The organism is Dongshaea marina (assembly GCF_003072645.1).
In the GTDB taxonomy this organism is placed as follows: Bacteria; Pseudomonadota; Gammaproteobacteria; order Enterobacterales; family Aeromonadaceae; genus Dongshaea; species Dongshaea marina.
Genome location: NZ_CP028897.1, coordinates 1,861,981 through 1,886,143, shown reverse-complemented (window position 1 = coordinate 1,886,143; position 24,163 = coordinate 1,861,981). Strand labels below are relative to the sequence as shown.

Annotated in this window: 25 protein-coding genes; 7 read left to right on the top strand and 18 right to left on the bottom strand. The window is 53.2% G+C overall.

Translation table 11 applies throughout. The features are described from left to right. Nucleotides 1-162: 162 nt before the first annotated feature. Nucleotides 163-720 carry an SH3 domain-containing protein gene (locus tag DB847_RS09085; RefSeq protein ID WP_159084500.1) on the bottom strand — a complete coding sequence of 186 codons (558 nt, stop codon included), beginning with the start codon at nt 718-720 and terminating at the stop codon, nt 163-165. Between the two features lie 213 nt (nt 721-933). Between DB847_RS09085 and DB847_RS09080 the strand changes: the two genes are divergently transcribed. Continuing rightward, nucleotides 934-1,137: a hypothetical protein gene (locus DB847_RS09080; RefSeq protein WP_108650396.1), complete on the top strand. Its 204-nt coding sequence runs from the start codon at nt 934-936 to the stop codon at nt 1,135-1,137. Between the two features lie 55 nt (nt 1,138-1,192). Here DB847_RS09080 and DB847_RS09075 read toward each other — a convergent pair whose 3' ends face one another. The 3 genes from DB847_RS09075 to DB847_RS09065 all read right to left on the bottom strand — a co-directional run bounded on the left by DB847_RS09075 (nt 1,193) and on the right by DB847_RS09065 (nt 3,653). Continuing rightward, a complete protein-coding gene (locus DB847_RS09075) occupies nt 1,193-1,732 on the bottom strand; it encodes a DUF924 family protein (RefSeq protein WP_108650395.1) in 540 nt (179 codons plus the stop codon). A 21-nt stretch (nt 1,733-1,753) separates the two neighbouring features. Continuing rightward, nucleotides 1,754-2,500 carry a M15 family metallopeptidase gene (locus DB847_RS09070; protein WP_108650394.1) on the bottom strand — a complete coding sequence of 249 codons (747 nt, stop codon included), beginning with the start codon at nt 2,498-2,500 and terminating at the stop codon, nt 1,754-1,756. A 160-nt stretch (nt 2,501-2,660) separates the two neighbouring features. Continuing rightward, nucleotides 2,661-3,653, bottom strand: a complete 993-nt coding sequence (locus DB847_RS09065; RefSeq protein ID WP_108650393.1) for a 3-hydroxyacyl-CoA dehydrogenase family protein — start codon at nt 3,651-3,653, stop codon at nt 2,661-2,663. Nucleotides 3,654-3,768: 115 nt separating this feature from the next. Here DB847_RS09065 and DB847_RS09060 point away from each other — a divergent pair, with 115 nt between their 5' ends. Next, nucleotides 3,769-4,746: a TIGR02285 family protein gene (locus tag DB847_RS09060; RefSeq protein WP_159084499.1), complete on the top strand. Its 978-nt coding sequence runs from the start codon at nt 3,769-3,771 to the stop codon at nt 4,744-4,746. A gap of 18 nt (nt 4,747-4,764) precedes the next feature. Here the strand turns inward: DB847_RS09060 and DB847_RS09055 are convergent, their stop codons facing one another. After that, nucleotides 4,765-5,220: a GNAT family N-acetyltransferase gene (locus DB847_RS09055; protein ID WP_108650391.1), complete on the bottom strand. Its 456-nt coding sequence runs from the start codon at nt 5,218-5,220 to the stop codon at nt 4,765-4,767. A gap of 177 nt (nt 5,221-5,397) precedes the next feature. Between DB847_RS09055 and rdgC the strand changes: the two genes are divergently transcribed. Then, nucleotides 5,398-6,357: a recombination-associated protein RdgC gene (gene rdgC, locus DB847_RS09050; RefSeq protein WP_108650390.1), complete on the top strand. Its 960-nt coding sequence runs from the start codon at nt 5,398-5,400 to the stop codon at nt 6,355-6,357. 92 nt (nt 6,358-6,449) lie between these two features. Continuing rightward, nucleotides 6,450-7,214 carry a substrate-binding periplasmic protein gene (locus DB847_RS09045; RefSeq protein WP_108650389.1) on the top strand — a complete coding sequence of 255 codons (765 nt, stop codon included), beginning with the start codon at nt 6,450-6,452 and terminating at the stop codon, nt 7,212-7,214. A 51-nt stretch (nt 7,215-7,265) separates the two neighbouring features. Here DB847_RS09045 and DB847_RS24330 read toward each other — a convergent pair whose 3' ends face one another. Further along, entirely contained in the window at nt 7,266-7,409 is a 144-nt protein-coding gene (locus DB847_RS24330; protein ID WP_159084498.1) for a hypothetical protein, read from the bottom strand. 278 nt (nt 7,410-7,687) lie between these two features. Further along, on the bottom strand, nt 7,688-10,051 hold the full coding sequence (ppsA, locus tag DB847_RS09040; RefSeq protein ID WP_108650388.1) for a phosphoenolpyruvate synthase: 2,364 nt from the start codon (nt 10,049-10,051) through the stop codon (nt 7,688-7,690). Between the two features lie 182 nt (nt 10,052-10,233). Here ppsA and ppsR point away from each other — a divergent pair, with 182 nt between their 5' ends. Further along, on the top strand, nt 10,234-11,046 hold the full coding sequence (ppsR, locus tag DB847_RS09035; protein WP_108650387.1) for a posphoenolpyruvate synthetase regulatory kinase/phosphorylase PpsR: 813 nt from the start codon (nt 10,234-10,236) through the stop codon (nt 11,044-11,046). 47 nt (nt 11,047-11,093) lie between these two features. Here the strand turns inward: ppsR and DB847_RS09030 are convergent, their stop codons facing one another. Further along, a complete protein-coding gene (locus tag DB847_RS09030) occupies nt 11,094-11,819 on the bottom strand; it encodes a hypothetical protein (protein ID WP_108650386.1) in 726 nt (241 codons plus the stop codon). Nucleotides 11,820-12,138: 319 nt separating this feature from the next. Here DB847_RS09030 and DB847_RS09025 point away from each other — a divergent pair, with 319 nt between their 5' ends. Both DB847_RS09025 and DB847_RS09020 read left to right on the top strand, forming a co-directional pair. Further along, nucleotides 12,139-12,921: a substrate-binding periplasmic protein gene (locus tag DB847_RS09025; RefSeq protein ID WP_108650385.1), complete on the top strand. Its 783-nt coding sequence runs from the start codon at nt 12,139-12,141 to the stop codon at nt 12,919-12,921. A gap of 353 nt (nt 12,922-13,274) precedes the next feature. Then, complete coding sequence (locus DB847_RS09020) at nt 13,275-14,354, top strand: 3-deoxy-7-phosphoheptulonate synthase (protein ID WP_108650384.1); 1,080 nt, start codon at nt 13,275-13,277, stop codon at nt 14,352-14,354. Between the two features lie 60 nt (nt 14,355-14,414). Here the strand turns inward: DB847_RS09020 and DB847_RS09015 are convergent, their stop codons facing one another. The 10 genes from DB847_RS09015 to DB847_RS08970 all read right to left on the bottom strand — a co-directional run bounded on the left by DB847_RS09015 (nt 14,415) and on the right by DB847_RS08970 (nt 24,132). Then, on the bottom strand, nt 14,415-15,173 hold the full coding sequence (locus tag DB847_RS09015) for an ATP-binding cassette domain-containing protein (protein ID WP_108650383.1): 759 nt from the start codon (nt 15,171-15,173) through the stop codon (nt 14,415-14,417). Beyond that, nucleotides 15,160-16,164: a vitamin B12 ABC transporter permease BtuC gene (gene btuC, locus DB847_RS09010; RefSeq protein WP_199911780.1), complete on the bottom strand. Its 1,005-nt coding sequence runs from the start codon at nt 16,162-16,164 to the stop codon at nt 15,160-15,162. Before btuC ends, DB847_RS09015 begins: the two co-directional genes overlap by 14 nt. A 479-nt stretch (nt 16,165-16,643) precedes the next feature. After that, on the bottom strand, nt 16,644-16,961 hold the full coding sequence (locus tag DB847_RS09005) for a hypothetical protein (protein ID WP_108650382.1): 318 nt from the start codon (nt 16,959-16,961) through the stop codon (nt 16,644-16,646). 2 nt (nt 16,962-16,963) lie between these two features. Then, complete coding sequence (locus DB847_RS09000) at nt 16,964-20,368, bottom strand: type VI secretion protein IcmF/TssM N-terminal domain-containing protein (protein ID WP_108650381.1); 3,405 nt, start codon at nt 20,366-20,368, stop codon at nt 16,964-16,966. Between the two features lie 17 nt (nt 20,369-20,385). Continuing rightward, nucleotides 20,386-21,057 (bottom strand): DotU family type IV/VI secretion system protein, encoded by a 672-nt coding sequence (locus DB847_RS08995; protein WP_108650380.1) that lies wholly within the window; start codon nt 21,055-21,057, stop codon nt 20,386-20,388. A 2-nt stretch (nt 21,058-21,059) separates the two neighbouring features. Further along, a complete protein-coding gene (gene tssK, locus DB847_RS08990; RefSeq protein ID WP_108650379.1) occupies nt 21,060-22,433 on the bottom strand; it encodes a type VI secretion system baseplate subunit TssK in 1,374 nt (457 codons plus the stop codon). Between the two features lie 18 nt (nt 22,434-22,451). Continuing rightward, nucleotides 22,452-22,712, bottom strand: coding sequence for a hypothetical protein (locus DB847_RS08985; protein WP_108650378.1), 261 nt, complete (start codon nt 22,710-22,712; stop codon nt 22,452-22,454). Beyond that, nucleotides 22,709-23,014 carry a type VI secretion lipoprotein TssJ gene (locus DB847_RS08980; protein WP_159084496.1) on the bottom strand — a complete coding sequence of 102 codons (306 nt, stop codon included), beginning with the start codon at nt 23,012-23,014 and terminating at the stop codon, nt 22,709-22,711. The genes DB847_RS08985 and DB847_RS08980 overlap by 4 nt, the downstream gene beginning before the upstream one ends. 47 nt (nt 23,015-23,061) lie before the next feature. Next, nucleotides 23,062-23,469 (bottom strand): hypothetical protein, encoded by a 408-nt coding sequence (locus tag DB847_RS08975; RefSeq protein WP_108650376.1) that lies wholly within the window; start codon nt 23,467-23,469, stop codon nt 23,062-23,064. Between the two features lie 9 nt (nt 23,470-23,478). Further along, complete coding sequence (locus DB847_RS08970) at nt 23,479-24,132, bottom strand: DUF3540 domain-containing protein (protein WP_108650375.1); 654 nt, start codon at nt 24,130-24,132, stop codon at nt 23,479-23,481. Nucleotides 24,133-24,163 lie beyond the last annotated feature (31 nt).

Sequence of the window (24,163 nt, the reverse complement as noted above, 5' to 3'; positions counted from 1 at the left end):
TCAAACAGAGAGCATAGCCGGTTAAAAAAACACCTGCGAAACGGGAGTTGAAATGAATAACATTTCGGTCGGGACTGCATAATATTCATGCCGATCACCCAATAATATAAAACTCAAAAGTGATCGCCATCGATATTATTGAGCGATCGCGATCGATATTATTCAGTGATCGCTATCGATCTTATTGGGTGATCGCGATGGACCAAAAAACGCATACCATCTGTGGAATCGAAAGATTGTAGCGCCCCGGGTGGATATCCCCCTCTGTATCCAGGCCTTTTTGCCATCCAGTAGTTTCACTTCAATCCAGCGCTGCTGTCCCTGCAAAGAGCTTCCCTGAGCCGCCAGCTCTACACCGAAGGGCAGCGTGAGCAAGGGTTTGTGCTGAGCGGTGCTGGGAGTTTGATAGATATGAACCTGACGGTTGGCCGTGGTCAGAGGCTGTGAGTTCTTATAATAGTGATCTGTTTGTGCTACGGCCGAACGCGCCACCCAGCCACGGTATTGATCCGGTGTTTCGACATACAGCCAGTGAGGCTTGGTTTGAAGCACCCGGATTTTCTCCCCATAGAGGGCCTGAGAGACCACAGGACTTTCCAGTGCCGGAGACTTAAAGAGGTTAGTCACCGGCAGGGAGACCCTCTGGGAGGCAAAAACAGTGTGCGATATCAGCAGCAACACGCCGGCAGCCCAGAGTCGCTTCATCGGTATCAAATCCATTCTCAATTCCTTTTCAGAGTTTCTGAGTAGCATAATCTACCACCTCGCTCCAATCCTGGGATCCCTTTTCGAAAACACCAGCATAAATTCCCCCTACCTTGCGTTTCCCTGCTCAATCAATGAGCAAGCTGACTGTATGCCGATGATTTAGATACGTGAATCCCGGGAAAGCTGATAGGATGGTTACAGGCCCGATCTTATGGAGGTAGCATCATGAAAGTAACCGCGGAACAGTTGATGGATGTTATCGAGCAGTTTGCCGAAGAGAATGGCCCCGATGAACTGGCTCCAATCCTGGCCAACTACCTGGTTGCCATCACCCATCATTCGAAACATGAAGTGATAGAGTTTCAGGCAGAGCTTGGATCTGTCGTGGTCTCAGGAAAACATCTGAGCGCTCCACCACAGCTCCACTAACCCTGGTTATATCCCTGAGATAGGGCGATAGCCGCCATGGCTTTCGCCCTTTTGTTTAAAATGAAGAGCCCGGCTCTTGTAAAAAAGCCAGCTCCTCAGCAGTCGACTCCCGACCCACAATGGCGTTACGGTGAGGGTAACGGCCAAACCTGTCGATAATCGCCTTGTGGCGCTTTTCATATTCGAGCGTCGACTCCATCCCGACCTCATCAAAGATCAGCAGCGCATGCTCATGGATCGCGGCCGACTCACTGTGCATGAATGGCATATACAGGAACTGGCGCTCGACCCGCTCAAGCTCAACCGCGATCCCACGGCGCAGGGCTTCCTGGGCAAGGATGAGTGCCATCCCATCATAAGCAAAAGCCTGGGGCTTATCGCGATAGATGTTACGGGAAAACTGATCCAGCACGATCACCTCAGCCAGCCGTCCCTTGGCATGGCCCCTCCAGCGGGAAAGCTCCCCCGCTGCGGCGGCACGGTGGATATGTCCAAAACGCTCATTAATCAGTGCATCAAATGCCGGGTCCTTGTCAAACCACTGCTTGGGAGTACACTCCTCAAACCAGAACTTAAGAACCGCCAAATAATCCATATCGTTCTCCCAGCTCAATCTTTATACGGCCTGTGTCTCAGCCAGCAACTCTGCGGCGTCCTGATAGAGCCATTGTCCCGCGTTCCTTAGCTCTGCCCAGATACAGTCCCCCAGATCATAGTGCCACCACTCCCCCTGGTAATTGGCAAACCCAAGTGTTTTCATCATATTAAACAGGGTGCGCCGGTTTTTCTGTGCCTCAAGCCAGCGTTTTTCACTAAAGGGGAGCTCCTCAGACCAGGATGTCTCAAAAAAACGGGTCTGGGCAACCTGAGTTAAATCATCAAACTCACAACCATAATCAAGCATCTTGCCGGTTTTGAGCTCAAACAGCGCCAGATCGATGGCACCGCCACTCTTATGGGGAGGGATGGCGTAATGACCCTTATCCGTCGGGTGAGCACAGAATTTACGGGTATAACTCTCGACCTGCTGCAGATCCCAGTCACTATGTTCCCGCCAGATGGAGTCCCGGATATGCTCAAAAATGGCCAGAGAGGTGGCGCCATTACGGTAGGTATCGAAAATAAGGATCCCCTGAGATTCAGGGATCAATTCAAGCATCCGGTACAGTCGCTCTAATACCGAGCGGCGAACCCACATCAAAGGCAATGCCCCATCGAGCCCCACCCGATAGTATGAGTTTTCCAACCGCCAACGTGGATGTTCAGGCAGAGTCACCAGCTCCTGCTGCTCACAAAGTGCTATACACTCTTGCTCGGTGGCCTGCTGATAATCAGCCACAATCGGTTGCTCAAATTGGCTCATAGATCCCTTCTCACTATCTGTATTTAGGTTTGTATCCGTACGGATAAGAATGAGCGAGGAACTATAGCACTCAGAGAGGACACTCCCAAGTGAAGCCGGGTACAGAGAGCTGGGTCTCCCTTATGCTGGATATTACCTCAGGCTTAAAGCGTTACCGGCCCTAAGGTTTTTTTGGGGAGGAGTCCCCTCCGGTCAGCCAATCGACCCTTTGAAACTCGGGCTGGGGATACTGGTAAAAACCACGCCCCACCTTGATCCCCAGCTCTCCGCGCTTGATTTTCTCCTTTAGCAGAGCACAGGGAGCATCTGCCGGATCAGCTGATTTTTCAAAATAGAGCAGCTCGATATCCTGCACCACATCCAGACCAACCATATCCATCATCCCAAAGGGACCAATGGGAGAGCGAGTCGCAATCATCCAGGCCCGATCCACGTCCTGAAAGCTACACACCCCCTCATCAACCAGTTGCAGGCACTCACGCTTGATCGCATGCCAAACCCGGTTGAAAATAAACCCCATACTCTCTTTACTCACCATCAGCGGGGTCAGGTTAAGCTGGCAGCAAAAGTCCCTGAGCTGCTTGATACACTCGGGTTTGGTGTTATCTGTTCCCATGATTTCAACCATGGGCCGTTGCCAGATCGGCGGATAAAAATGCATGTTGACGATCCGCTCTTTCAACTTGACACTCGGCTCCAACTGACTCACACAGATAGCCGAACTGTTGGTGGCCAGGATGCAGTGCTCCGGCACCAGCGCATCCAGATCGGCAAATACCCGCTGCTTGAGGACAAGTTTCTCGGGAACGGATTCAATCACCAGATCCGCATCCGATACCGCCAGGTGCAGGCTATCAATGATATGCAGTCTCGCCAGTATCTCTGCAGGCTCCTCCTCCAGTAGCTCTTGTTCACTACGGTGGGCTAAAATTTCCCGAAACGTCAGATCAGCCTTCTGCAGGGCATCCGGGCTATGATCATAGACCCAAACATCATGACCATGACTGGCACAATATAGGGCAATTTGTGATCCCATGAAGCCTGCACCAACCACACAGATGCGTTCAATTGAGTTATCCATCGAGCCTCCCAGCCTGGCGATCACCCGCACCAGAGTTTTCATCTTCAGTACGTTAATGAGTTTGGCACGCATATCGGCGAGGATCTAGCCAATGCCCTATGGCAACCGGCCTATCCAGACATTTAACAGGAGGCAACTTGCATCTATTCTTATAGATCAGAAGAGGGATCATTCGGTTGGATCTGCAATGAATGCATGCAATGGGAATGCAATTGAGGTTAAAACGACTCGCCGCTCCCGGCAAACCAGCTCCCCTTGCCAAAGAGCGAGCATAACTGCCTTTTTGTGGCTACTGCTGCTCCTTATCAGCGGTCAGGCTAATGCTTCGGAACCCAAACCACGGGTAGTGTGGGCCGATGTAGTCCTGCCCCCCTATCACCATATACCTGATGGCCCATGGAAAAACCTGGGGATCACCGATGGGATCAGCGCAATGCTGATGCAACAGATGCCAGGCTTTGAGCATGAGAGAAAAATAATGTCGGGAGAGGCCCTGTTTAACTGGTTCAAGAAACGCCCCAATGTATGTAATCCCGCCTTTAAAAAAACCAAAGAACGCGAATCCTTTCTCTACTACTCAATCCCCAGCGTTTTTATCCCCGCCAATGGCATCGCATTTCTCAGCAAGAACACCTCACACTTTGGCAAGAAGTGCGCTTCGCTTCAATCTCTGTTAAGGGATCCCCATCTCAAAATCGGTATCTCCAGAGAGAGGGCCTATGGCAAAGCCATCGACAACCTGCTGAAGGCGAACAGCGGCCAGCTCAATATGGTGCGGGTTTCAATGGGAGGTTCAACGGATCGCCTGCTCGAGATGATCCTGCGTGAACGCATCGACTATGCCCTGGGTTACGCCGTTGAGTTTGGTTTTTTCACCCTGCAGCTTGAGAGCCAGTCTAAGATTAAGTTTCTTCCTATCTGCGAGGCCTCGGGCTATACCTATTCACACATCGTTTGCTCAAAGACCCCCGAGGGAAAGAAAATCATTCACTCGGTCAACCAGGCCCTTCTCAAATTGCGACCGCAACAAGACTATCGCCAGATCATCGAACGCTGGCTCACTCCGGATTTTATACCCAGCTATCGCACCGCCTATGACCGACAGTTTCTGACTAAGACAGGTACCTCTCAATCAGACTCACCGGTCACAGACACAGACGAATAAAGAAGATTGCAGCTGAGCTCAACACATAGCCTGCTGATAATCGGGGGAGCGGGGTGAATACTCCATCAGAAGCTCGGATCGCTGAGTCGTTTCATCGATGAGTTCACGACTGATCATAAAGCCCTGATGCTGACAAAAACGCACGGCCACATCATTGTCGGCAAAGATACGCAGCACCAGTCGTGAGCGCAGCCCCTTGGCTTTTTCCAGCATCTGTTTACCCACCCCTCGCCCCTGTTCATTGGGGCGAACAAACAGGGCTACCAGGTAGTCCCCTACCAGGGCCATGAAGCCAACCACTTCCTGCTGCTCCTCAGCAACCCAGATCTCGGCACAATGCAGATAACGCTTTTGAGCCTCCTCCTGATGCAGCCACCAAAAGGAAGCCGAGATGAAATCACACGCCTGAAGTGAAGAGAGCAACCATACCTCCAGCAGAGCATCCATATCCTGTTGTCGAAATGGCCTGATCATAAATTCCGTTTCCATCCTTGGTACGTATCAATGATTTTAAGAAGATGACAACTGATTATTCCATCGCCAATCTGGCAGGCTGTGAGTCAGCTCCACTTTTTTATTTGAGAATGTCGAACTGGTCACACGCAAAAATTACAGTAGAATTGCAGGGTCAATCATTCATGAGATCCCCCTATGTGGTTTAAAAACATTCAGCTTTACCGCTTCTCCAAGCCTTTTTCCCTCAGCGCTGAAGAGTTGGAAAAACAGTTAGCCCAGGACCAGTTTACTCCCTGTGGCAGTCAGGACCTTAGCCGCTTTGGCTGGAGCTACCCCATGGGTAAAGAGGGTCAGCTTTTCACCCATGTATGTGGCAACAACATACTGATCTGTGCCAAAAAAGAGAGTAAGATCCTTCCCGCCTCGGTGATCCGCGAAGAGATGCAGGAGAAGATTGAACACCTGGAGATCGAGCACAATCGCCCCCTCAAGAAAAAAGAGAAGGAAGCGATCAAGGAGGAGGTCACCCAGACCCTGCTGCCTCGTGCCTTTAGCCGCAGTGAGCGAGTCTTTGCCTGGATCAACCCGGAGCAGGATCTCATCGCCGTGGATTGTGCCTCAATCAAGAAAGCCGAAGAGCTACTCTCACTGCTGCGCAAGAGCATCGGCAGCGTTCCTGTCATCCCCTTTGCCCCACAAAAGCCAGCCGAAGTCACCATGACCGACTGGATCAAGAATGGCCAGCTTCCGGCAGGTTTTGAAGTTGAAAACGAGGCTGAGCTCAGAGCCGCAACCGACGAGGGAGCGATCATCCGCTGCCGCCACCAGGATCTGAGCAGTGATGAGATCCTCTCGCACCTTGAGGCTGGTAAATGGGTGACCAAGCTCGCCCTGAACTGGCGGGAGACCCTGAGCTTTGTGTTAGGGGATGATCTCAGCCTGCGTCGACTGAAATTCAGCGATGAATTTAAAGAGCAGCTCGAGGAGCATGAAGATCCGGCCGCACGCTTTGACAGTGACTTTGCACTGATGACCGGTGAGCTCAGCTCATTTTTTAGTGAGCTCTTCACCCTGTTTGCCGCGGAGCAAACGGAGCCCTCGGCAGAAGAAAGTTCCCAGGACTCCCGGGAGCCAGCCGAAGATCTTCCCTGGTAACCCAATCCGGACGGGGCCTTGGGCCCCTTCTCACCTTCTACCCCGCCAACCTCTACACTTAAGATACTAACCATCAACCCATGTGCTGACCGATGAAGGAATACTGGATATTCATCGCTCTGTTAACCGCTACCACCCCAGCCCCGGCAGCAGACTCACTGAATGCGGATATCCGTCATCGTCCCCCTGAGATGATCCTCGAATCCAAGAGTAAGAGCAGCGGCCCGCTCAAAACGATTATCGAGGAAGCGGTATCTGCCATAGGCTTTAAGATTAAATGGCGGGCAGCGCCCTTCCCCAGAAGCTTACATGGCCTTAAGTATGGCAGTGTAGATATAGTGCCACGCTTGATCCGTACCAGGGAGCGTGAAGAGTTCGTCCTCTACCTGGGACCCATCGGCTGTCAAACCAAGGATATTCTGTTTCTGGTCAAAAAGGGTCAGGAATCTCTCATTAATCGCTATGAGGATCTGTACTTGATAAAAGTAGGCGTCAAACGCGCTACAGCTTATTTCCAACCTTTTGATAGCGACAGCAAGATCGATAAAGATCAGCAAAAAGACGATGCCAATATGGCGGGGATGTTTATGCGCGGGCGTTTTAAGACCATGGCGGTCCTGGATAAGACCGCGATCGAGTCGGCCCTCAGCGCCCATGAGTTCAATGACTATAGCTATGCAAACTATCGTTACCGCCAGGTGATTGGTAACTATTACGGGATGTCGCGCCTTTCAGCCCACGCCAAACAGTATGAAAAGCTCAATACAGTGATCAAACAGATGGCAACATCCGGAAGGGTTGCCGAGATCTATCAAAGCTATCAGGCAGCACCACCATCTCTGGCCAGCTGCAATTAAACCGCCATTAACCTCACCGGTGAGATTCTGAAACGGTCAGAGTGAAAACAGCTATTGCAGCAACCAATGCACCAGATTGGGTGCATTGATCTTGCCCTGAACCATCAGCTGAAGAATGACCCCCAAGGCTACGATGGCAAAAACACTCCCTGAAAAACGCAGCCACTCCCAAAAAGAAGATCGTTCCTTGTCCATAAGTCCCTCCCTCCAAAGGTTAAAAAATTGATCCTACCGCATCTTTGACTAATAACAAAGCTGTCCGTGAGCAAGATCACAAAACAGGATATTTAATGAAAATAGCTTTAAATTACAGAAGGATTTATTACTTTAAGCCCGCAGGTTGAATAAACATCAATATTTTCACAGGCAGGCGAATCGGCCGATGGAAAAATCAGGGGTGAGCAGGAGACTCAGGGGGAAAAATAGAAAAAAGACAGAGGATTTACTCCTCTGTCTTTTGATAGAAATGGTTTTTACTGCTTAGCCAGGTGCAACCAGGTATCCACCACAGTATCCGGGTTCAAAGAGATACTGCTGATCCCCTGCTCCAGTAACCAGGCTGCAAAATCCGGGTGATCTGACGGCCCCTGGCCACAGATCCCGACATATTTACCGGCTCTTTTAGCGGCATCAATGGCCATCGCCAGCAGCGCTTTCACCGCATCGTTACGCTCATCAAAGATCTCCGCCACCAGGCCCGAATCCCGATCCAACCCCAGGGCGAGCTGGGTCATATCGTTGGAGCCAATAGAGAAGCCATCAAAGTACTGCAGGAACTGATCGGCCAACAGAGCATTTGATGGAAGTTCACACATCATAATTACCTTGAGCCCCCGCTCTCCGCGCTTGAGACCATTAGCCACCAGCAACTCACTGACGGAGCGGGCCTCAGAAACGGTTCGTACAAAGGGGATCATCACTTCAACGTTGGTCAACCCCATCTGTTCACGCACCCGCTTAATTGCCTGACACTCCAGGGCAAAGCAGTCACGAAAATCATCAGAGATATAGCGCGCCGCCCCCCGGAATCCAAGCATGGGGTTCTCTTCATGGGGCTCATACTCGCTGCCCCCGATGAGGTTGGCGTACTCGTTGGATTTAAAATCGGACATCCGGACAATCACCCGCTCCGGCCAGAAGGCTGCCGCCAGGGTAGCCACTCCCTCGGTCAGCTTATCGACATAAAAGTCAACGGGAGACTCGTAACCTGCGATCCGTGGTTCAATCTGCTCTCTGAGCTCCTGAGGCTGCTGGTCAAAGTTCAGCAGTGCCTTGGGGTGAATACCGATCATCCGGTTGATGATAAATTCAAGGCGCGCCAGACCCACTCCGGCGTGGGGAAGACGAGCAAAGTCAAAGGCCCGGTCCGGATTGCCCACGTTCATCATCACCTTGAGGGGCAGACGCGGCATATCAGAGATCTCCTGAGAGGAGATCTCCACCTCCAGTAACCCCTGGTAGACAAAGCCTGTATCCCCCTCGGCGCAGGAGACGGTGACCTCTGTCCCATTATCAAGGCTTCGGGTTGCATCATTGCAGCCAACCACAGCCGGGATCCCAAGCTCCCTTGCGATAATCGCCGCATGACAGGTACGCCCGCCACGGTTGGTGACAATCGCGCTGGCAATCTTCATCACCGGCTCCCAGTCGGGATCCGTCATGTCGGTAACCAGCACCTCTCCGGGCTGCAGCTCACTCATCTTATCGACACTATCGATGACTCGGACCTGCCCCTGGCCCACCTTGTGACCAATGGAACGTCCCTGAGTGAGAACCAGTCGCTCGCCTTCCAGGGCATAACGCTCAATCAGGTGTGAATCATGCTGACTGCAGACGGTTTCCGGGCGAGCCTGGACGATATACAGCTGACCATCCAAACCATCTTTAGCCCACTCGATATCCATGGGGCGACCATAATGCTGCTCTATGGTCATGGCAATCCGCCCAAGCTCAAGCACCTCCTTCTGGCTCAGGGAGAAGCGCTGCTGATCTGCCACATCTGTATATTCGGTGGTCACCTGCTCGCCATGGGTTTCACTCTGGGAGTACACCATCTTCAGTGCCTTGGAGCCGCGCTTTTTACGCACCAGAGCCTGATGGCCTGCCTTGAGTGTTGGCTTATGGACATAGAACTCATCCGGGTTGACAGCCCCCTGCACCACCATCTCGCCCAGGCCATAGGAGGAGGTGATGAAGACCACATCCTCAAAGCCAGACTCGGTATCCAGGGTAAACATCACCCCGGATGCCGCCAGATCGGAGCGGACCATCTGCTGCACTCCGGCAGAGATGGCAACCGCCTGATGCTCAAATCCCTGGTGTACCCGATAAGAGATGGCGCGATCATTATACAAAGAGGCGTAAACATGCTTGATGGCGGTGAGGACCGCATCCACCCCCCGCACATTGAGAAAGGTTTCCTGCTGGCCGGCGAAGGAGGCATCGGGGAGATCTTCTGCGGTTGCCGAGGAGCGTACCGCAAAGGAGCGATCCGCATGGCTATCTGTAAGTTGCGCGTAAGCACGGCGAATAGCCTGATCCAGCTCGGCAGGAAAGGGAGTCTCAAGAACCCAGCTGCGGATCTTCTCACCACAACGGGCTAAAGCTATTACATCGGAGGTGTCCAGGGTACTGAGCTCAGCCTCGATCTGTGTTCCCAATCCACTGCACTCAAGAAAATCATGATAAGCACTGGCGGTAGTTGCAAAGCCATTTGGAACCATGACGCCCGCCCGGCTCAGATTGCAGATCATCTCACCCAAAGATGCATTCTTGCCTCCAACACGATCGATATCCTGCATTCCCAACTCGTTGTACCATGCGATATATTGTTCCACCTTCTGTTCTCCCTGTTGGTGCGCCCTGCAGCTTTATTGAATATTGGATTGCTGCAGGCTACGGCTTTGGTTAAGGTAAGAGCCGGCATTCAGCCTTCATCCTGTGCCTCATACAATGCCCTAATCCTCCCCGGGGGTAAATTACCCAAATGGGGGATATTGGACTAACAAGGAGTTTTTTCGTGCATCGCGTTTTCTATATCTCTGATGGTACAGCCATCACGGCTGAAGTTTTTGGCCATGCGGTTCTCAGCCAGTTTCCAACCCAGTTTGAGTCGATCACCATTCCTTTTGTCGATAGTGTCGAGCGTGCCCGCCAGGTACGTGAGCAGATAGACCTCAGCCAGCAGCAGGACAACTCGCAAACCCTGGTATTTCATACCATTGTCTGCCCCGAGGTACGCAATGAGATCACCCAGAGCCGGGCTGCCTGCTATGACTTTTTGAATAACTTTGTCTCTCCCATAGAGAAGCAGCTGGGACTCAAGGCCCAGCCCCGGCTGCATAAGACCCATGGCCTGGATAACCGCCGCCTCTATGATCAGCGAATCGATGCGGTGAACTATGCCCTGGACAACGATGATGGGATCTCAACCAGGGAGTATGACGAAGCGCAGATCATCCTGCTTGGCGTATCCCGTTGTGGCAAAACACCGACCAGCCTTTACATGGCGCTGCAATTTGGGATCCGGGCCGCCAACTACCCCTTTATCGATCAGGATATGGATCAGCTGGAGTTAACCCATCCACTCAAACAGAATCGCCATAAGCTGTTTGGGTTGACGATCGATCCTCGCCGACTGCACGAGATCCGCAGCCAGCGCCGCGCCAACAGCCAGTATGCCTCACTGGAGCAGTGCCAAAGGGAGGTCGAGCGGGTCGAGCAGTTGTTCCGCCTGGAGGCGATCCCCTACATCAACACCTCCGACCACTCGGTCGAGGAGATCTCCGCCAAGGTGATCGATCAGACCGGACTTAAACGGACCCTGAGCTAATACAGTAACAAGGCCCCACACCAAAGGTGTGGGGTTATCGAGTAAATTCAAGCAAAAATCCTATCAAGCTCCTTGAGTGCGGCCTCAGCTTCCTCTGGAGAGGAAATTGAAGTCTTTTCAACATATTCAATAGCATCCTTCAATGGCTGCTCTAATTTTGTTTTTTGTAATATCTTTTCAGCCCCCCAGCTTTGAGGAAGAGATGCCTGTGAACGATATAACTCAATACGTTTATTCACAGTAGTAGACAGATCTTTAACTAAATCTTTCATCCGAGTCGTTGGTTGAATCCCCGCATCCATTGAAACCTTACTCTGCAAAGCCTCAACCATCCAAGCTTTCAGCTCAGTCTTGTACATAGCCCTTGTATCACCTTGTAGATCAGGGCTATGTAACTGAGCCATTTGACGAGCAGTAACACGCCCTTCATGAGCGTCTTTAGCATGAGATAACTCGTGTGCAAGTGCTGCCACTTGACCAGAAAGCTGCATAGGATCCTTTGGATCACTTATCGGCCCCATCTCAATGTGACCTGTACTCGGTTTATAAGAACCTGAAGATTGAGGGTTGTAATCAATCGTCACCCCACTTTTGAGCGCTTCAGAGTTAGCCAAAACCTCCATAAAATATGGTTTACATTGCATAATGTCCTCTGAACCAAGCTGAAGATAGCTAAGTTGTGGATCCAGCTTAAAGATATCCTGAGATGATGGAGCGATTGATCCAGGTACCGACGGACGTACTCCCCCCAGGGATGTCGCAATATTTTGCATGAAGATGTCTCCTCTAATGACTCAAAATTAAAGCCGTAATCCTGACTCTCCTCCTACTGAAAGATCATCAAGATCCAAGGATGATTCCATCACCTCCCATATAGATCTTTCACATTTCTTCAGTAACTTCCTCTAAACAACTACCTAAGGTCTTGACATTAGAAGCCATTATATTTGCCAGGTTTTCGTTTCGAACCAATTCAAAATAGGATTATGCCTTTGAGCAGTTACTCGCATTCAAGATGTGCTGGTTTCAGCAGGCGATGGAGTCATCCGGGCTATACTCACAATGAGGTGACGGTATTCCCGGGGGCTTTATATGCTCAAGGATATTCAGCTTTTTTCAGTTCAGCCTCTGAGGGCCTTACTCATTACAGCCCTGATGCTCTGCTCGCCCATGCTGGCATCCAAACAAAGGGTTTACTGCATCGGAGTGGAAAGCTTAATGTACCTGCCCTACTCAGTGTCAGAAAATGGTAAATACTCCGGATTTAATCGCCAAGTTCTCGATGCATTCGCTAAAACCTATGGCTATCAGTTTGAATACAAGGCGATGCCGGTGGCCCGGCTCAATTATCAGTTTTTAACCGTCCAAGATCTGGACTTCCGATTCCCAGAAAACCCGAACTGGTCAGAGGATCTCAAGCAGGATCTGCAGCTATATTACAGTGAACCTGTTGTCAGTTATATCGATGGCGTGATGGTCAGCAAAGAGCGCTCAAAGATCAATATAAGCCAATTAAAAAAACTGGCACTGATCCGGGGCTTCAGTCCCATCGGCTACCAAGAGAAGATTAGCCGCTGGGAGATCGCAACAGTTCCCTCAAATTCAGCGATAGCAGCAGTGAAGATGGTGGCTAGAGGGCGGGCCGCTGGCGTCTATATTAACCTTGATGTCGCGAACTTCCTGCTCAACAGAGTGATCCTTGGGCCAGGCTCTCTGGTCTTTAATCGCCATCTTCCATTTACCAAAGATGCTTATCACCTGGCAACCATAAAGCACCCCAAAATAATTAAAGAGTTCAATACATTTTTAGCCAACAATCAGCCAATGCTTCGCCTCATGAAAAAGCGAGCCGGGATCTCGGCCGCTGAGAATTAACCTAAGCCCCGGATTAAGTAACCCTGCTATTTGACCAAGAAAACCTTTGCGCCTAAGCAGATTGCGACAATCTGGGTATTTTCCGGTGGCTATGCTATCCTCGGCACCTATGACTTCAAAGGATTTGCAGTCGCAGCCCGGACCTGTTGCCACAGCTCCGGGCTTATATTTTGAGTCACATCCGATCAGGGTAGAAGGCAGTGTGGCAGTTCAGCATATCTAAATGTGTAAACACTGCTGAGATGGTTTGAGACAATATGCAACTCGAAATCCTCAGCAAAGCGCAGTATAACTGAATGTAATGGAATAGGTTAAAACCTATACAAGACCAAACAGGATAGCTTAACAGTACCATGACATCGAGCCGCAACCTTCAATCACAAGCTGGAGCAAACAGCACCACCAATGCCTGTTATCCTCTGATTAGTAAACAAGAGTTATTTAATGAGTTTGCCCTCTCCCCCGAGATTGCAACTCAGATCTCTGCTGCACGCTCGCGTATTACAGATATAGTTCATGGCAAGGATCAGCGACTTCTGGTGGTGATTGGTCCCTGCTCGATTCACGATCCAACCGCCGCTCTGGACTATGCAAACCGCTTAGCCAAGCTTCACCATGAGTATCACGACAGCCTTGAGATCGTGATGCGCTGCTACTTCAGGAAGCCGCGCACCACCATAGGCTGGACCGGCCTTATCAATGACCCTAAGCTCGATGGATCCGGTGATATCAACCTTGGCCTGCGCACCGCCAGGAAACTGATGCTTTCGGTCTGCCAGTTAGGACTTCCCACTGCGACCGAATTTCTGCATCCCCTGACCGCAGATTATATAAGTGATCTGGTCAGTTGGGGAGCCATAGGGGCACGCACCACCGAGAGTCAGATCCACAGAGAGATGGCCTCCAGCATCCCCTGCCCCATCGGCTTTAAAAATGGCACAGATGGCAATATCCGGATCGCCATCGATGCAATCTGCGCCGCAGCTCACAGCCACCCTTATTGTGCAGCCGATGGTGAGGGCCGGCTGGCGATGTTCCAGAGCCTGGGAAATCCCGATGGCCACCTGATCCTGCGTGGTGGTAAAGTTCCAAATTACCATCAGGAAGATATCGAGCAGGCATCCGCGGCCCTGGCTCGAGCCGAGCAACCCAGCCGGGTGATGGTCGACTTTAGCCATGGCAACAGTCTCAAGCAGTTTGATAAGCAGCTGCACGTGGCCGAGGTGATCGGCGCACAGCTTGCAGAAGGAAACCGAAATATCGCTGGCGTCATGGTAGAGAGCTTTATCAAAGAGGGCCGCCAGCAGCTAAACCTGCCCCACCCCCTGACCTATGGTCAGAGCATCACTGATGGTTGTATCGGTTGGCAAGACACAGAGCGACTCATCCATCAGCTGGCGGATGCGGCTCGAGCCCGCCTAGAGCTTGGCTAAGATCTCATGGGATAACTTCGTTTCTCCGAAAGAGGCTCTGCTCGTCATGTTCAGCAGAGCCTACATTCCAACCGGAATAAATACCTCATATCCATCAATCTCGGCCTGAGCCGTTTCAATCCCAAAGATCTTTTTAAGCAGGGCGCGATCCAGGATCCCGGGGGCACCATCCGCCACCAGCTCACCACGCTTAAGCATCAGCAGTCGCTTGCCAAAGCGTAGCGCCAGATTAAAGTCATGAATCGACAACACCACACAGATCCCCTGTTGGCTGAGCTCCTGCAGAAGATTAAGAACGATCCATTGATGATGGAGATCCAGGCCAGTCAAAGGCTCATCCAGCAATAGCAGCTGCCCCTGGTTGTTAAGGGTTGGCCAGATCTGTAGCAGGGTACGAGCCAGCAGCAACCGCTGCTGCTCCCCCCCGGAGAGCTGAGTGAAATCCCGGGTGACCAGGGACTCAAGCTCCAGGCGCTCAATCAACTCCTCTGCCGCACTCAACCACTGGGAGCGTGGCACACCGAGCAAAGATGCCCCAAGCTCCATCACCTGAAAGCCCGGCATCGACAGAAAACTTTGGGCCCGCTGGGGTAGCATGGCACGAACCCGTCCCAGCTCGGCCAGGCTATACTCCCTCAGATCATGGGCGCCCAGAGTGATCTCACCCCGATAGTCGGTCAGCAAGCCTGACAGGGAACTCAGCAGCGACGATTTGCCACTGCCGTTGGGCCCGAGCAGACAAACCAGCTCCCCCGGAGCCAGTTCAAAGCTAAGCTGGTTTAAACGCTTGTCCAGGCAGAGATGATTAACTGACAGCATTGGAACGCACCAACATATAGATAAATACCGGAGCCCCGAACGTTGCAGTCACCACCCCAATGGGAAGCTCTCCGGCACTGAGCAGAGTTCGGGCCGCAAGATCGGCGGCCAGCAACAGACAGGCTCCCAGCAAGGCCGAGGCAGGAAGCACAAACCTCTGGCGATTTCCCAAAGCAAGCCGCACCAAATGAGGCACAACCAGACCGATAAACCCGATCACCCCGGCCATCGCCACCGAGAACCCGGTCACAAGACACACGCCGACGATGAGGCGCCGCTGGACCCGCCCCATATCAATCCCCAGTAACCTGGCCTGTTCCTCACCCAGCATCAGGCGATCCAGAATACTTCCCTGGCTACAGAGCCAGCCGAGCACCAACACGAAGGGTAGCCACCACCAGGCCAATCGATGTTGACCATAGGAGAGACTCCCCATCATCCAAAACAGGATCTCACGCAACGAGTGATCCGAAGAGAAAAACAGGATCCAGCTCATCGCTGCATTGGTAAGAATGCCGATCGCGATCCCAAGCAATAACAGCCGGGCCGTATCCAGTTTACGCCAGCGGGCCATGCTGATCATCAGCACTGTGACCACCAAAGCCCCCAAAAATGCGGCGGCCGATACCGCCCACCCGGGGAGATAATGATGTCCCAGTCCAACCATCACCAACACGGCCGCCAGGCTCGCCCCTCCCGAGATCCCGGTCAATCCCGGCTCGGCAATCGGGTTTTGTAACAGGACCTGCAGCACCGCACCGGCAACCGCCAACCCGGCTCCGGTCAGCACCGCAATAAATGCCCTGGGGAGCCTGAGCTCAAATAACACCTGACGCTGCAGTGAGCTGAGCCCCTCGATGAGTTGATGTAAGCTAACAGGAAAAGCACCACTAACCAGATTGACACAAAAAATGATCACCAGCAGCAGGCACAATGCACTCAACACCCACCACTGCCGACGTTTTTCCCGTCGCAGATATTGCTCAATCACCCGCCTTTACCACCCTGCCAGTCAAGATCTAATGTGAGGAAAGAAGCCTGAAGTACTCAACCATATTGAGAGTAAGCGCCGCGATCATCGGCCGGTAAAGTTTATCGAGCAATGCAATGGCCATCACCCCAGATCCAAGCTGCCACTTCAATCAGGGAAACCACAGCACTGCCAGTCCAAAGGAGTCAATCATCAGACTTCGATAGTGCCACACCGACGAGCACAGCTAAAAGCCGGTACTTCAGGCCTAGATATGATGACCTGATTGATCCACAGAATCAAAAGATTCTTGAGCTCATCATTCCCATCTCCCCAAAGGGACGATCGGTCCGGGTCTGATGTAACAAGGTGAAAGCCTGGCGCTCATCGACAGAAACATTTTGATAACGACGGCGCGGTTATATCCGGAGAAGGCGGGATGGTTGAGAAAAAGATCATCCTGCCCTGTGAGATGCAGGATGATCAACAGCCTGTCGCAATCAGTTCGCTTCCTGACTTACAGGAGGCTTTGCTGCTCCAGACAAACTCGCCTGTGCAGATGACTCAGGCAGATAGAGTTGATGGCGTAAAATAACCGTGTCGCTTTGGGAGCCCTTGTAACCCTCGGAAAACATATCGTTACTCTGCTTTGAGTCGACCAGGCCATGGCATAGATTGACCGCCTCCTGCATCATGGTTCCCACTCTGAGCTCACCGAAAGAGCGCTGGCTCCCGTGAACCGCAACCACCAGGATCAACAGGATACCGAGACACCATACACCAAAAAAGATAACGGGTACTTTTCTAAACAAAGTCATAATTAGCTACTCAAGCCTCCCTGGCAGTGAGCGATCTTCATCGGAACGGCAAGCTTGTCTCCCTGTGCCAGAGAAAGCACCGGATACGCTCCTGAGATCTGATATTTCACACGGATCCACTGGATCCCCTGCTCCTGCAGCTGCTGAGCCTGATCAGGGAAGTCGGCGGGCGTGTACTCCACTTCACCACTACGGAACTCCTGCAAAAACTTTTCAAATCCCTTGGATCCCTGCCAGCTCCGGGTGAGCTCCAATCCATTGAAATCGATCTGCAACCGGGTGGTCCCACAACTCTTCGGCTTCCAGGTAAAGCTTTGAGTTATCGGGTAGTTATAATTCTGCAGCGTTTGCGCTCCTGCGGCACACTGCAGAATAAGGCTAGACTGGAAAGGTTTCTGCTTAGCTCCCGGATTTACATTGAGCGGCAGCGCCTTAAATTGAACCGAGTAGGAATCTTTACTCTCGGCTTGCAGGTAGGAGCCCTGCTCAATAAAGCTGAAAAAGTCCCGATTAAATGGCAGGCTCATCCCATTGTAACTGGCCGGATGCCAGCCATCCGCTTTAAGCTCAATAAAGGGTTTCGCCGGCCCTTCCAGAAACTTGGTGAGCAAACCACTTTGAGAAAACAGACGACTGCGCTGCTCTGCGGTTGGAATATATTTGAGCACCCCGTACAGATTGCTCTGCCACTGATTTTGCAGATGGCAGGCCGCCAGATCCAACTCGGTATCCATGATAAATTGATACATATTCAAAAAGACCTGAGCACCATTGATCGACTGGGCCTTATGCTTACTGCTTAATAACTTATGCAGCTCCTGGACCGCAGAGTGCGCAGCAACAGCCCCCTGTTGAGGACTCGCATAGCTGAATAACTGCCCCATACTCCGTGCAGCCGCAGACTCGCTGTTGACCGTTGGTAACATGCTGCTCAGGCCATCCTCCAGCTGGCTATAGGCTTTCTCACCACTGGACATCAGAGTGAAGTATTGGGTGTCTGTTGTTGAGTCCTGGGCAAAGGCGCTCGCCATCAGCTGTTGACCCTGCTCTGTGGTACTGACGATCCCTTTCTCCTGATGTGCCCAGTAGCTATTGATGATCGCCTGAGAGAGTTTGAGTGAGCTAAGATCAACCGTTGTCAGACCTTCGATCACACTGAGCTCCTTCAGGGTTCGGCGCTGCAGGCTGATAAAGGGGTTATCCTGGCCATCCAGGGTCAGTGAAACCATCTTGCGATCCGCTGAGCTCAGGTTCTGCCCCGAGGCCACAAAATTACTGTTAAAGCTCTTCCACTGCTGGAGGTAACGCAGAGCGTACCAACTCTTGAAACGTTTGATCCGATCCTGAATATCAGCCACCCCACTGGTGACCTGGATCTGACGAAGCAAAATACTGATCAGCCGATATCCCTGCTCCGTATAGGCTCCGGGAACTTCCAGCGGATTGCTCAAAGGCAACTGCCAGAAGCTGGCCGCCCGCACCGGAGGGATCTTGTCACTGGCCCACTGAGTGATCCAGTTCAGATCGCTATGAGTCGTCAGCAACATTGCCAGGTTTTGCCGGGTCGAGGTCGCCAGCTCCTGAAGGAGCTGGGAATCCCCAAGCCAGAGAACATAGTCTGAATACAGAAGCGCAAAGGCGTTTTGATACTCCACATCCACCCCGGCCAGCGCCTTACTGCCACGCGCCCAACCACTGAGCCCCGGCATCACCGAGCCATCCAACCGGGCGTGGATCACCTGAAGCTGCCATGAGAGATGATCCACGGCATCTCCAATTGAAACTTGTGAGGAGTTTTTTGAGTCCAGGGTCTTCACCTGGCTTATCAGCTGACCATTTGCCGGAGCGAGAACCCGCTGCGCAAACAGTTTAACAAAGCTCTGTTGCGCCCGCTGCAGGGCGATATACACAGGCTTTTCCAGGGTCATCTTCGGCAGATACCACTGGGACTCCTCACGATGGATCCGGCTCATGGTTTGCTGCAGCGCCTGCAAAGACATGATCTCCTGCTCCACCGAGCCCTTGCTCTCCTCGGTCCGTACCAGCTGCTGATGCAAAGTTCGGATCTGCTGCTCACTGTCAATGTAGCCAAGGCTCATCACCCCAACCACGGCAAAGGTACCCAGCAGTACCACAAGCAGCGACAGATTGCTGGTTAAGGTTCGCCAGCGCAAAAATTCGCTAATTGGCTCAAACAGGTTCCGATCGCCCGGGAGTAGCCGGGCAAACAGATCGTGCAAAAACAGCCCTTCACTGCCCTCACTGGCCGGTGAGCTTGCGGCTTGCTCAAGGCACTGGCTCTTAGCGGCAACGGGTTGCAGGGCGCTGGTCAGGTACAAACCGCGCAGCAACGCCTCCTCATGATAGTTCTGGTGGCCGAAGGCGCTGTCACAAAACATCTTCAGAGGCTCTGCCAACAGGCCCAGCTCTGAGGCAAAGGCGAGCCGCCCACTGTTAATATGCTCGGATGAGGTTTGCAACAGTTGCTGATTAAGCCGTGCCACCATGTCGTCTACGGCGGCCAGAATAAGCCCTGAGGCGGGTTGAGGCTGGGCACTGGTAAAGCCAAAGGGCTGGCGTTTCTTCTCCGCGCTCAGGTGTTTTGCATAATCCACGAAACCATAGATCTGATCGGCCTTTGTGATCACCAGGTAGATGGGGATCCTGGCCCCGATGACCCGGGCCAGGCGATCCAGTCGGGCGCCGATATAGCGTCCATACTCCTGCAGCGCCTGCTCCTGCCCGGCGAGTAGCTTCTCAGCCGGGACTGTCACCACCAGACCATTCACCGGCTCCTGTCTGCGGTATTTCGCCAGCAGTCCCAGGAAATCCAGCCACTCCTGCTCATCCTCCTGCTCGCTGAGCGGTACCGCATAGCGTCCGGCGGTATCCAGGACAACCGCCTCTTCGAAAAACCACCAGTCACAATTTCGGGTCGAGGTCATCCCCGATTCGGGGCCCACCTTGGAGAGTACCGAAGTGAGACCACAATGAGTGATCGCACTGGTCTTTCCTGACTCCGACTCACCGAACACCAGATACCAGGGAAGGGTATAGAGGGGGTTTCCATGCTGGTTGAGCTTGGAGCCTCTGAGCATTTTGACCGCATCCAGCCAGCGCTGTTGCAGCTCCTGATACCTAAGTTTGCTGACCTGCTCGGCTTCAGCGATGCGCCGGGCATCGCTTTGCACCACCCGCTCCACAAACTGCTTCTCCCGATAACGCAGCATGTAGCGACGCAGCACGATCACCAGCACCACAACACCGGCAATCGCCGAGAGCAGGGTTGCTCCTCCCCACCAGGGCCAGTGATAGATCTCAACCAGGTAATAAACGCCGCCGGCAACCGCGGCAATGACCAGGCAAAGCAGCAGCCACTTCAGCAAACCCCAAAAAAACTTACGCATTTGGCTCTCCAATCCCTCTATCCGGGCCAATTCAACAGCTCAGTCACCAATAGATCGTGATAGACCAAAAACACCACCAGGGTCCCAATCAATGCCCCGATGATCAGCGCGATCCCCAGTGGATCAATCCAGTGCCACGCCTTAATTCGCTTGCGTGAGCTGGTCGGATTCTCATGCAGCACATCAAACAGAGTCTCCTGCTCCTCGTGTCCCAGGCATTCATCGATTTCACGGCGAACCTGCTGTAGGTGCGCCTCTCCCTCATGGTAAAAGCGCCCCTTGAAGCCACTGGCCAGACAAGCCCCGTAGATAGACAGCAGATCCGTCACCACCGCCAGCTGTGCCGGATTGGTCTGCTGCTTGCGGTGCCCTGCCAGAAGGCTATCAAGCCTGACAAAAAACTCCTCTCCGGCGCAGTTGGTCCCGAAAAAGCGCATCTGCAGTGGCTGCCACCCCTGGGCTACTCCCCACTCTGAGAGCAGCAACATCTCATCGGCCCAGGCGTACACCGCAAAATCCGCATCCCCCTGCCACTCACTGGCACCCCGCAGACGCCCGATCTGAGCGCTGGTCTGCTCGCGCAGCTCCTCCAGCCAGTCACCGATCGCGGCGCTCTCCAGCTGGCACTTGCCTTCGGCCACCAGGGACACCGCCGCCATAAATGGCTGATAAATTCCCAATAAAACCATAACTATCCTCGGGTGATATAGAGGGTCACCTGTCCCTCTTCCGGGCTCATCCAATACAGGCCCAGCCTGCGGCTATCACAGACCTGCTGCCACAGCGGCGATTCCTTGTCGATCTCGCAATAAAGGCCCGCCTCCACATAGGGCAGACCATGAGGGGTGCTCTCCTGAGGGGTCAGGGGGATCCCGGAAACCGCCCGCGCCATCAGGGCGGTCAGTCCCTCGGTCGAAGCCAGCTTGACCATGCGACCCAGATCACCCAGCAGTTTCTCCCGCTCACAACCACGAAACAGCAGCCAGTAACGGAATTCGCCCGACAGCGCCCGCTCCTCAAGCTCACAGCTCCAGATCCCCTGCTGCTTCTCAAGACGCACCACATACTCGGGACCGACTATGATCCCCCGCAGCGCTCGCTTGAGCTGATACTGCAGCTGATCAAACACCTGGGCCAGCCGGCAGTGATCGTATTCGGGCCAACGGTCGGTTCCCGGCTCCCCGGCCACCGACAGATCCATCACGAAGCTGCTGAGCTCAGCAACCATAGAGCACAGGGAGGACCACATCAGCCGCGGATGCACCACGGGGGTCTCCACCAGATCCTGAACCCGCCAGGCACAGCGATTGAGGGCCTGGATCGCCAGCATCAGTCCCACATCAAACTGCCCCTCTTCGAGCATCCGCTCGCCGGGCTGCTTAAAGCGCTCCACCTGACGCGCCCGTGATACCATCTGATCCCTAAGATCGGTCAGCAAAAAGCGCAGTCCCGGCCACTGTTGCACATTCAAAAGCGGCGGCACAAACCGCTCACACAGCCGGATATTCGGGCCATCGCGCTCCAGGCGGGCGATCGGGATCAGCTGATAATCTCCAGCCTGCTCCACCTCGCTCTCCCAGAAGATCTTCACCAGGTAGCGCATCTGCCGCGCCTGTCCCGGAGCTCCCTGGCCATAGAGATCCGGCACAGTGTGGGGATCTAAGTCTGTGATGAGGCGGCTATCGAGCTCGGCACCGCTGGCGCCAGCCTCTACCTCGGCCACATTACTCCCCTGGGTTTGCCACTGGCGAAGCCCCAGATAGACGGTGAAGGGCTGGCCGGTTTCGACCCAGGCATGATCAAACTGGCGGCTGGAGACACTCGCAGACTCAGGGATTGAGCACAGGCTGCCATCGGGAAACAGCAGCTCTCCCTCACTCACCACCAGCCGCTTCTCCGCCAGGGCATCTTCATGAATCGTCAGGCTATTCACCCCCCAGCTGTCATTGCCAAGGAGCTGAGTAATACGAGTCACATGGGCCTGATGATATTGTGATTCCAGTTGAAAATGTTGTGGCTGCAACAGCAATCCCTGATGCCAATAAAGAGGGGCATTTCTGTTCACTTCATTCTCCTAATCATGCTATTGGCTGCTTTTCTGCAGTGACTGGGCTCCAAGACGCAGCCGCATACTCAGTTTTCCCGGCTGATATTGCGATTTAGTCCAGAACAAAATACCCGAGGTGGTGTGTTCAACCGGGAAAGGCTCACTGATGATGATCTTCTGACCACTGTTGCCCTGATAACCGGCGACCAGGGCCACGAAACGACTATTGGGATAACGGGCAAAGGTCTGGCCTGAATACTCTCCGGGCTGAACAAACAGCCGATACTGGTAGGTCACGGTGCCGCTGAAGTGTTGACACTCCAGGAGCTTATCACGGCCCCCTGGGTCTTACTCAGTTCATTGAAGCTTGCCATATCCGATAGCTGGTACATGCAGAGCATCAGGCTGTGTGACTGGCCGTCATACCAGTTGAGCTGTTTGCTTGAATCCAGGGTCAGCTCCAGGGCATCGGGCTGCCAGTCCCACTTGATCTGATCAGGACTTGTAACCGGCTGTGGCGTTCCGGCTGTAGAGTCCGACGGGGAGCTGGAGCACCCCGCCAGAATGATTGCCACCAGAACAGGCAGCAAGAATTTCATTATGCGTCTCATAAAATTCACACTCCGTTGCGTCAAATCGCTACAACCTAGCTCATCCCCATCACCTTGGTCTGAAATCCTGCATCCGGAATGACGGGTTGCGGTGGGACATTGGTGAGGTTTTTCATCCGCATGTTCATCGCACCGTGACCCGGCATTCCCTCATAAAACACCTTCATGCTGCCATCCGTGTTCTGTGCCGGCCCCATCCCCGGAGCCCCATCCATCGAACCGATCAGGGGAGAGCCCTGGGTCATCGGCTTCATGGTCGCCAGAGTTTGCACAAAGCCTCCCACCATCACCACTTTCATGCAGAGGGTACCCGGGTTGCACATGGCATTGGTATCCACATTTGGAAAGGGGGTTGGTGTCATAAAAGGAGGAACCAGCTGAACATCCAGCGGGGAAATCCGCATTCCCATCAGATTATTTGCGTAAAAAAGCGGTGCACTCATCCCTTGCTCCTAGCCCAGGTGAATTTTTTCGGCATCAATGGTCATATGCTGCTCTGCAACCTGAGTGCAGTTCTTTGCCTCTATGGTGAGGGTATCCTCCACCATGTGGCGGTGACTGCCACTGCGCTGTTCATCATGCTCGCGAACAATCCGAAAGTTCTGACCGATGCGGGCGATAACAGATTCTATGGTCTGCTCCAGTCGCTCGGCGACCTGGCTGAAGGTTCCCAGGCTGACCCGAGCCATCCGGGCGATCAGACCAACACTCTGACAACGCATCTCGGCACTGTTGGTATCCAGGCTCAACTGCTCGCTCACCATTCGGGTCTCGCCGGCAGAGTGCAGTCCCAGGGTGCGTTCTCCCTGGAGCTCCAGCGTATCACGGGCCTTAATCGAGAGGGATCCCTCAACCTGCATCAGATATTGGCTGCTGGTCTCACGCTGCAAAATTGCCAGGATCCAGCAACACTGTTCGGCGCGGGCCAGCAGGACCTGATCGCCGAGCTCAGGTGCCAGCAGGCAACTGGCCGCAGCCCGGGCCAGCCAAACTTCATCGCCGCAACTCACCTCAAAACATCCCTGTGCCATCCCTGTGATCATTCCCGTTTGCATCGCCTCAAGAGTTGGCTCTGAGATCGGCTTAGGTGCAATATTTTCCATCATATCTATCTCCTCAAAGACCAGGTTTCGGCCT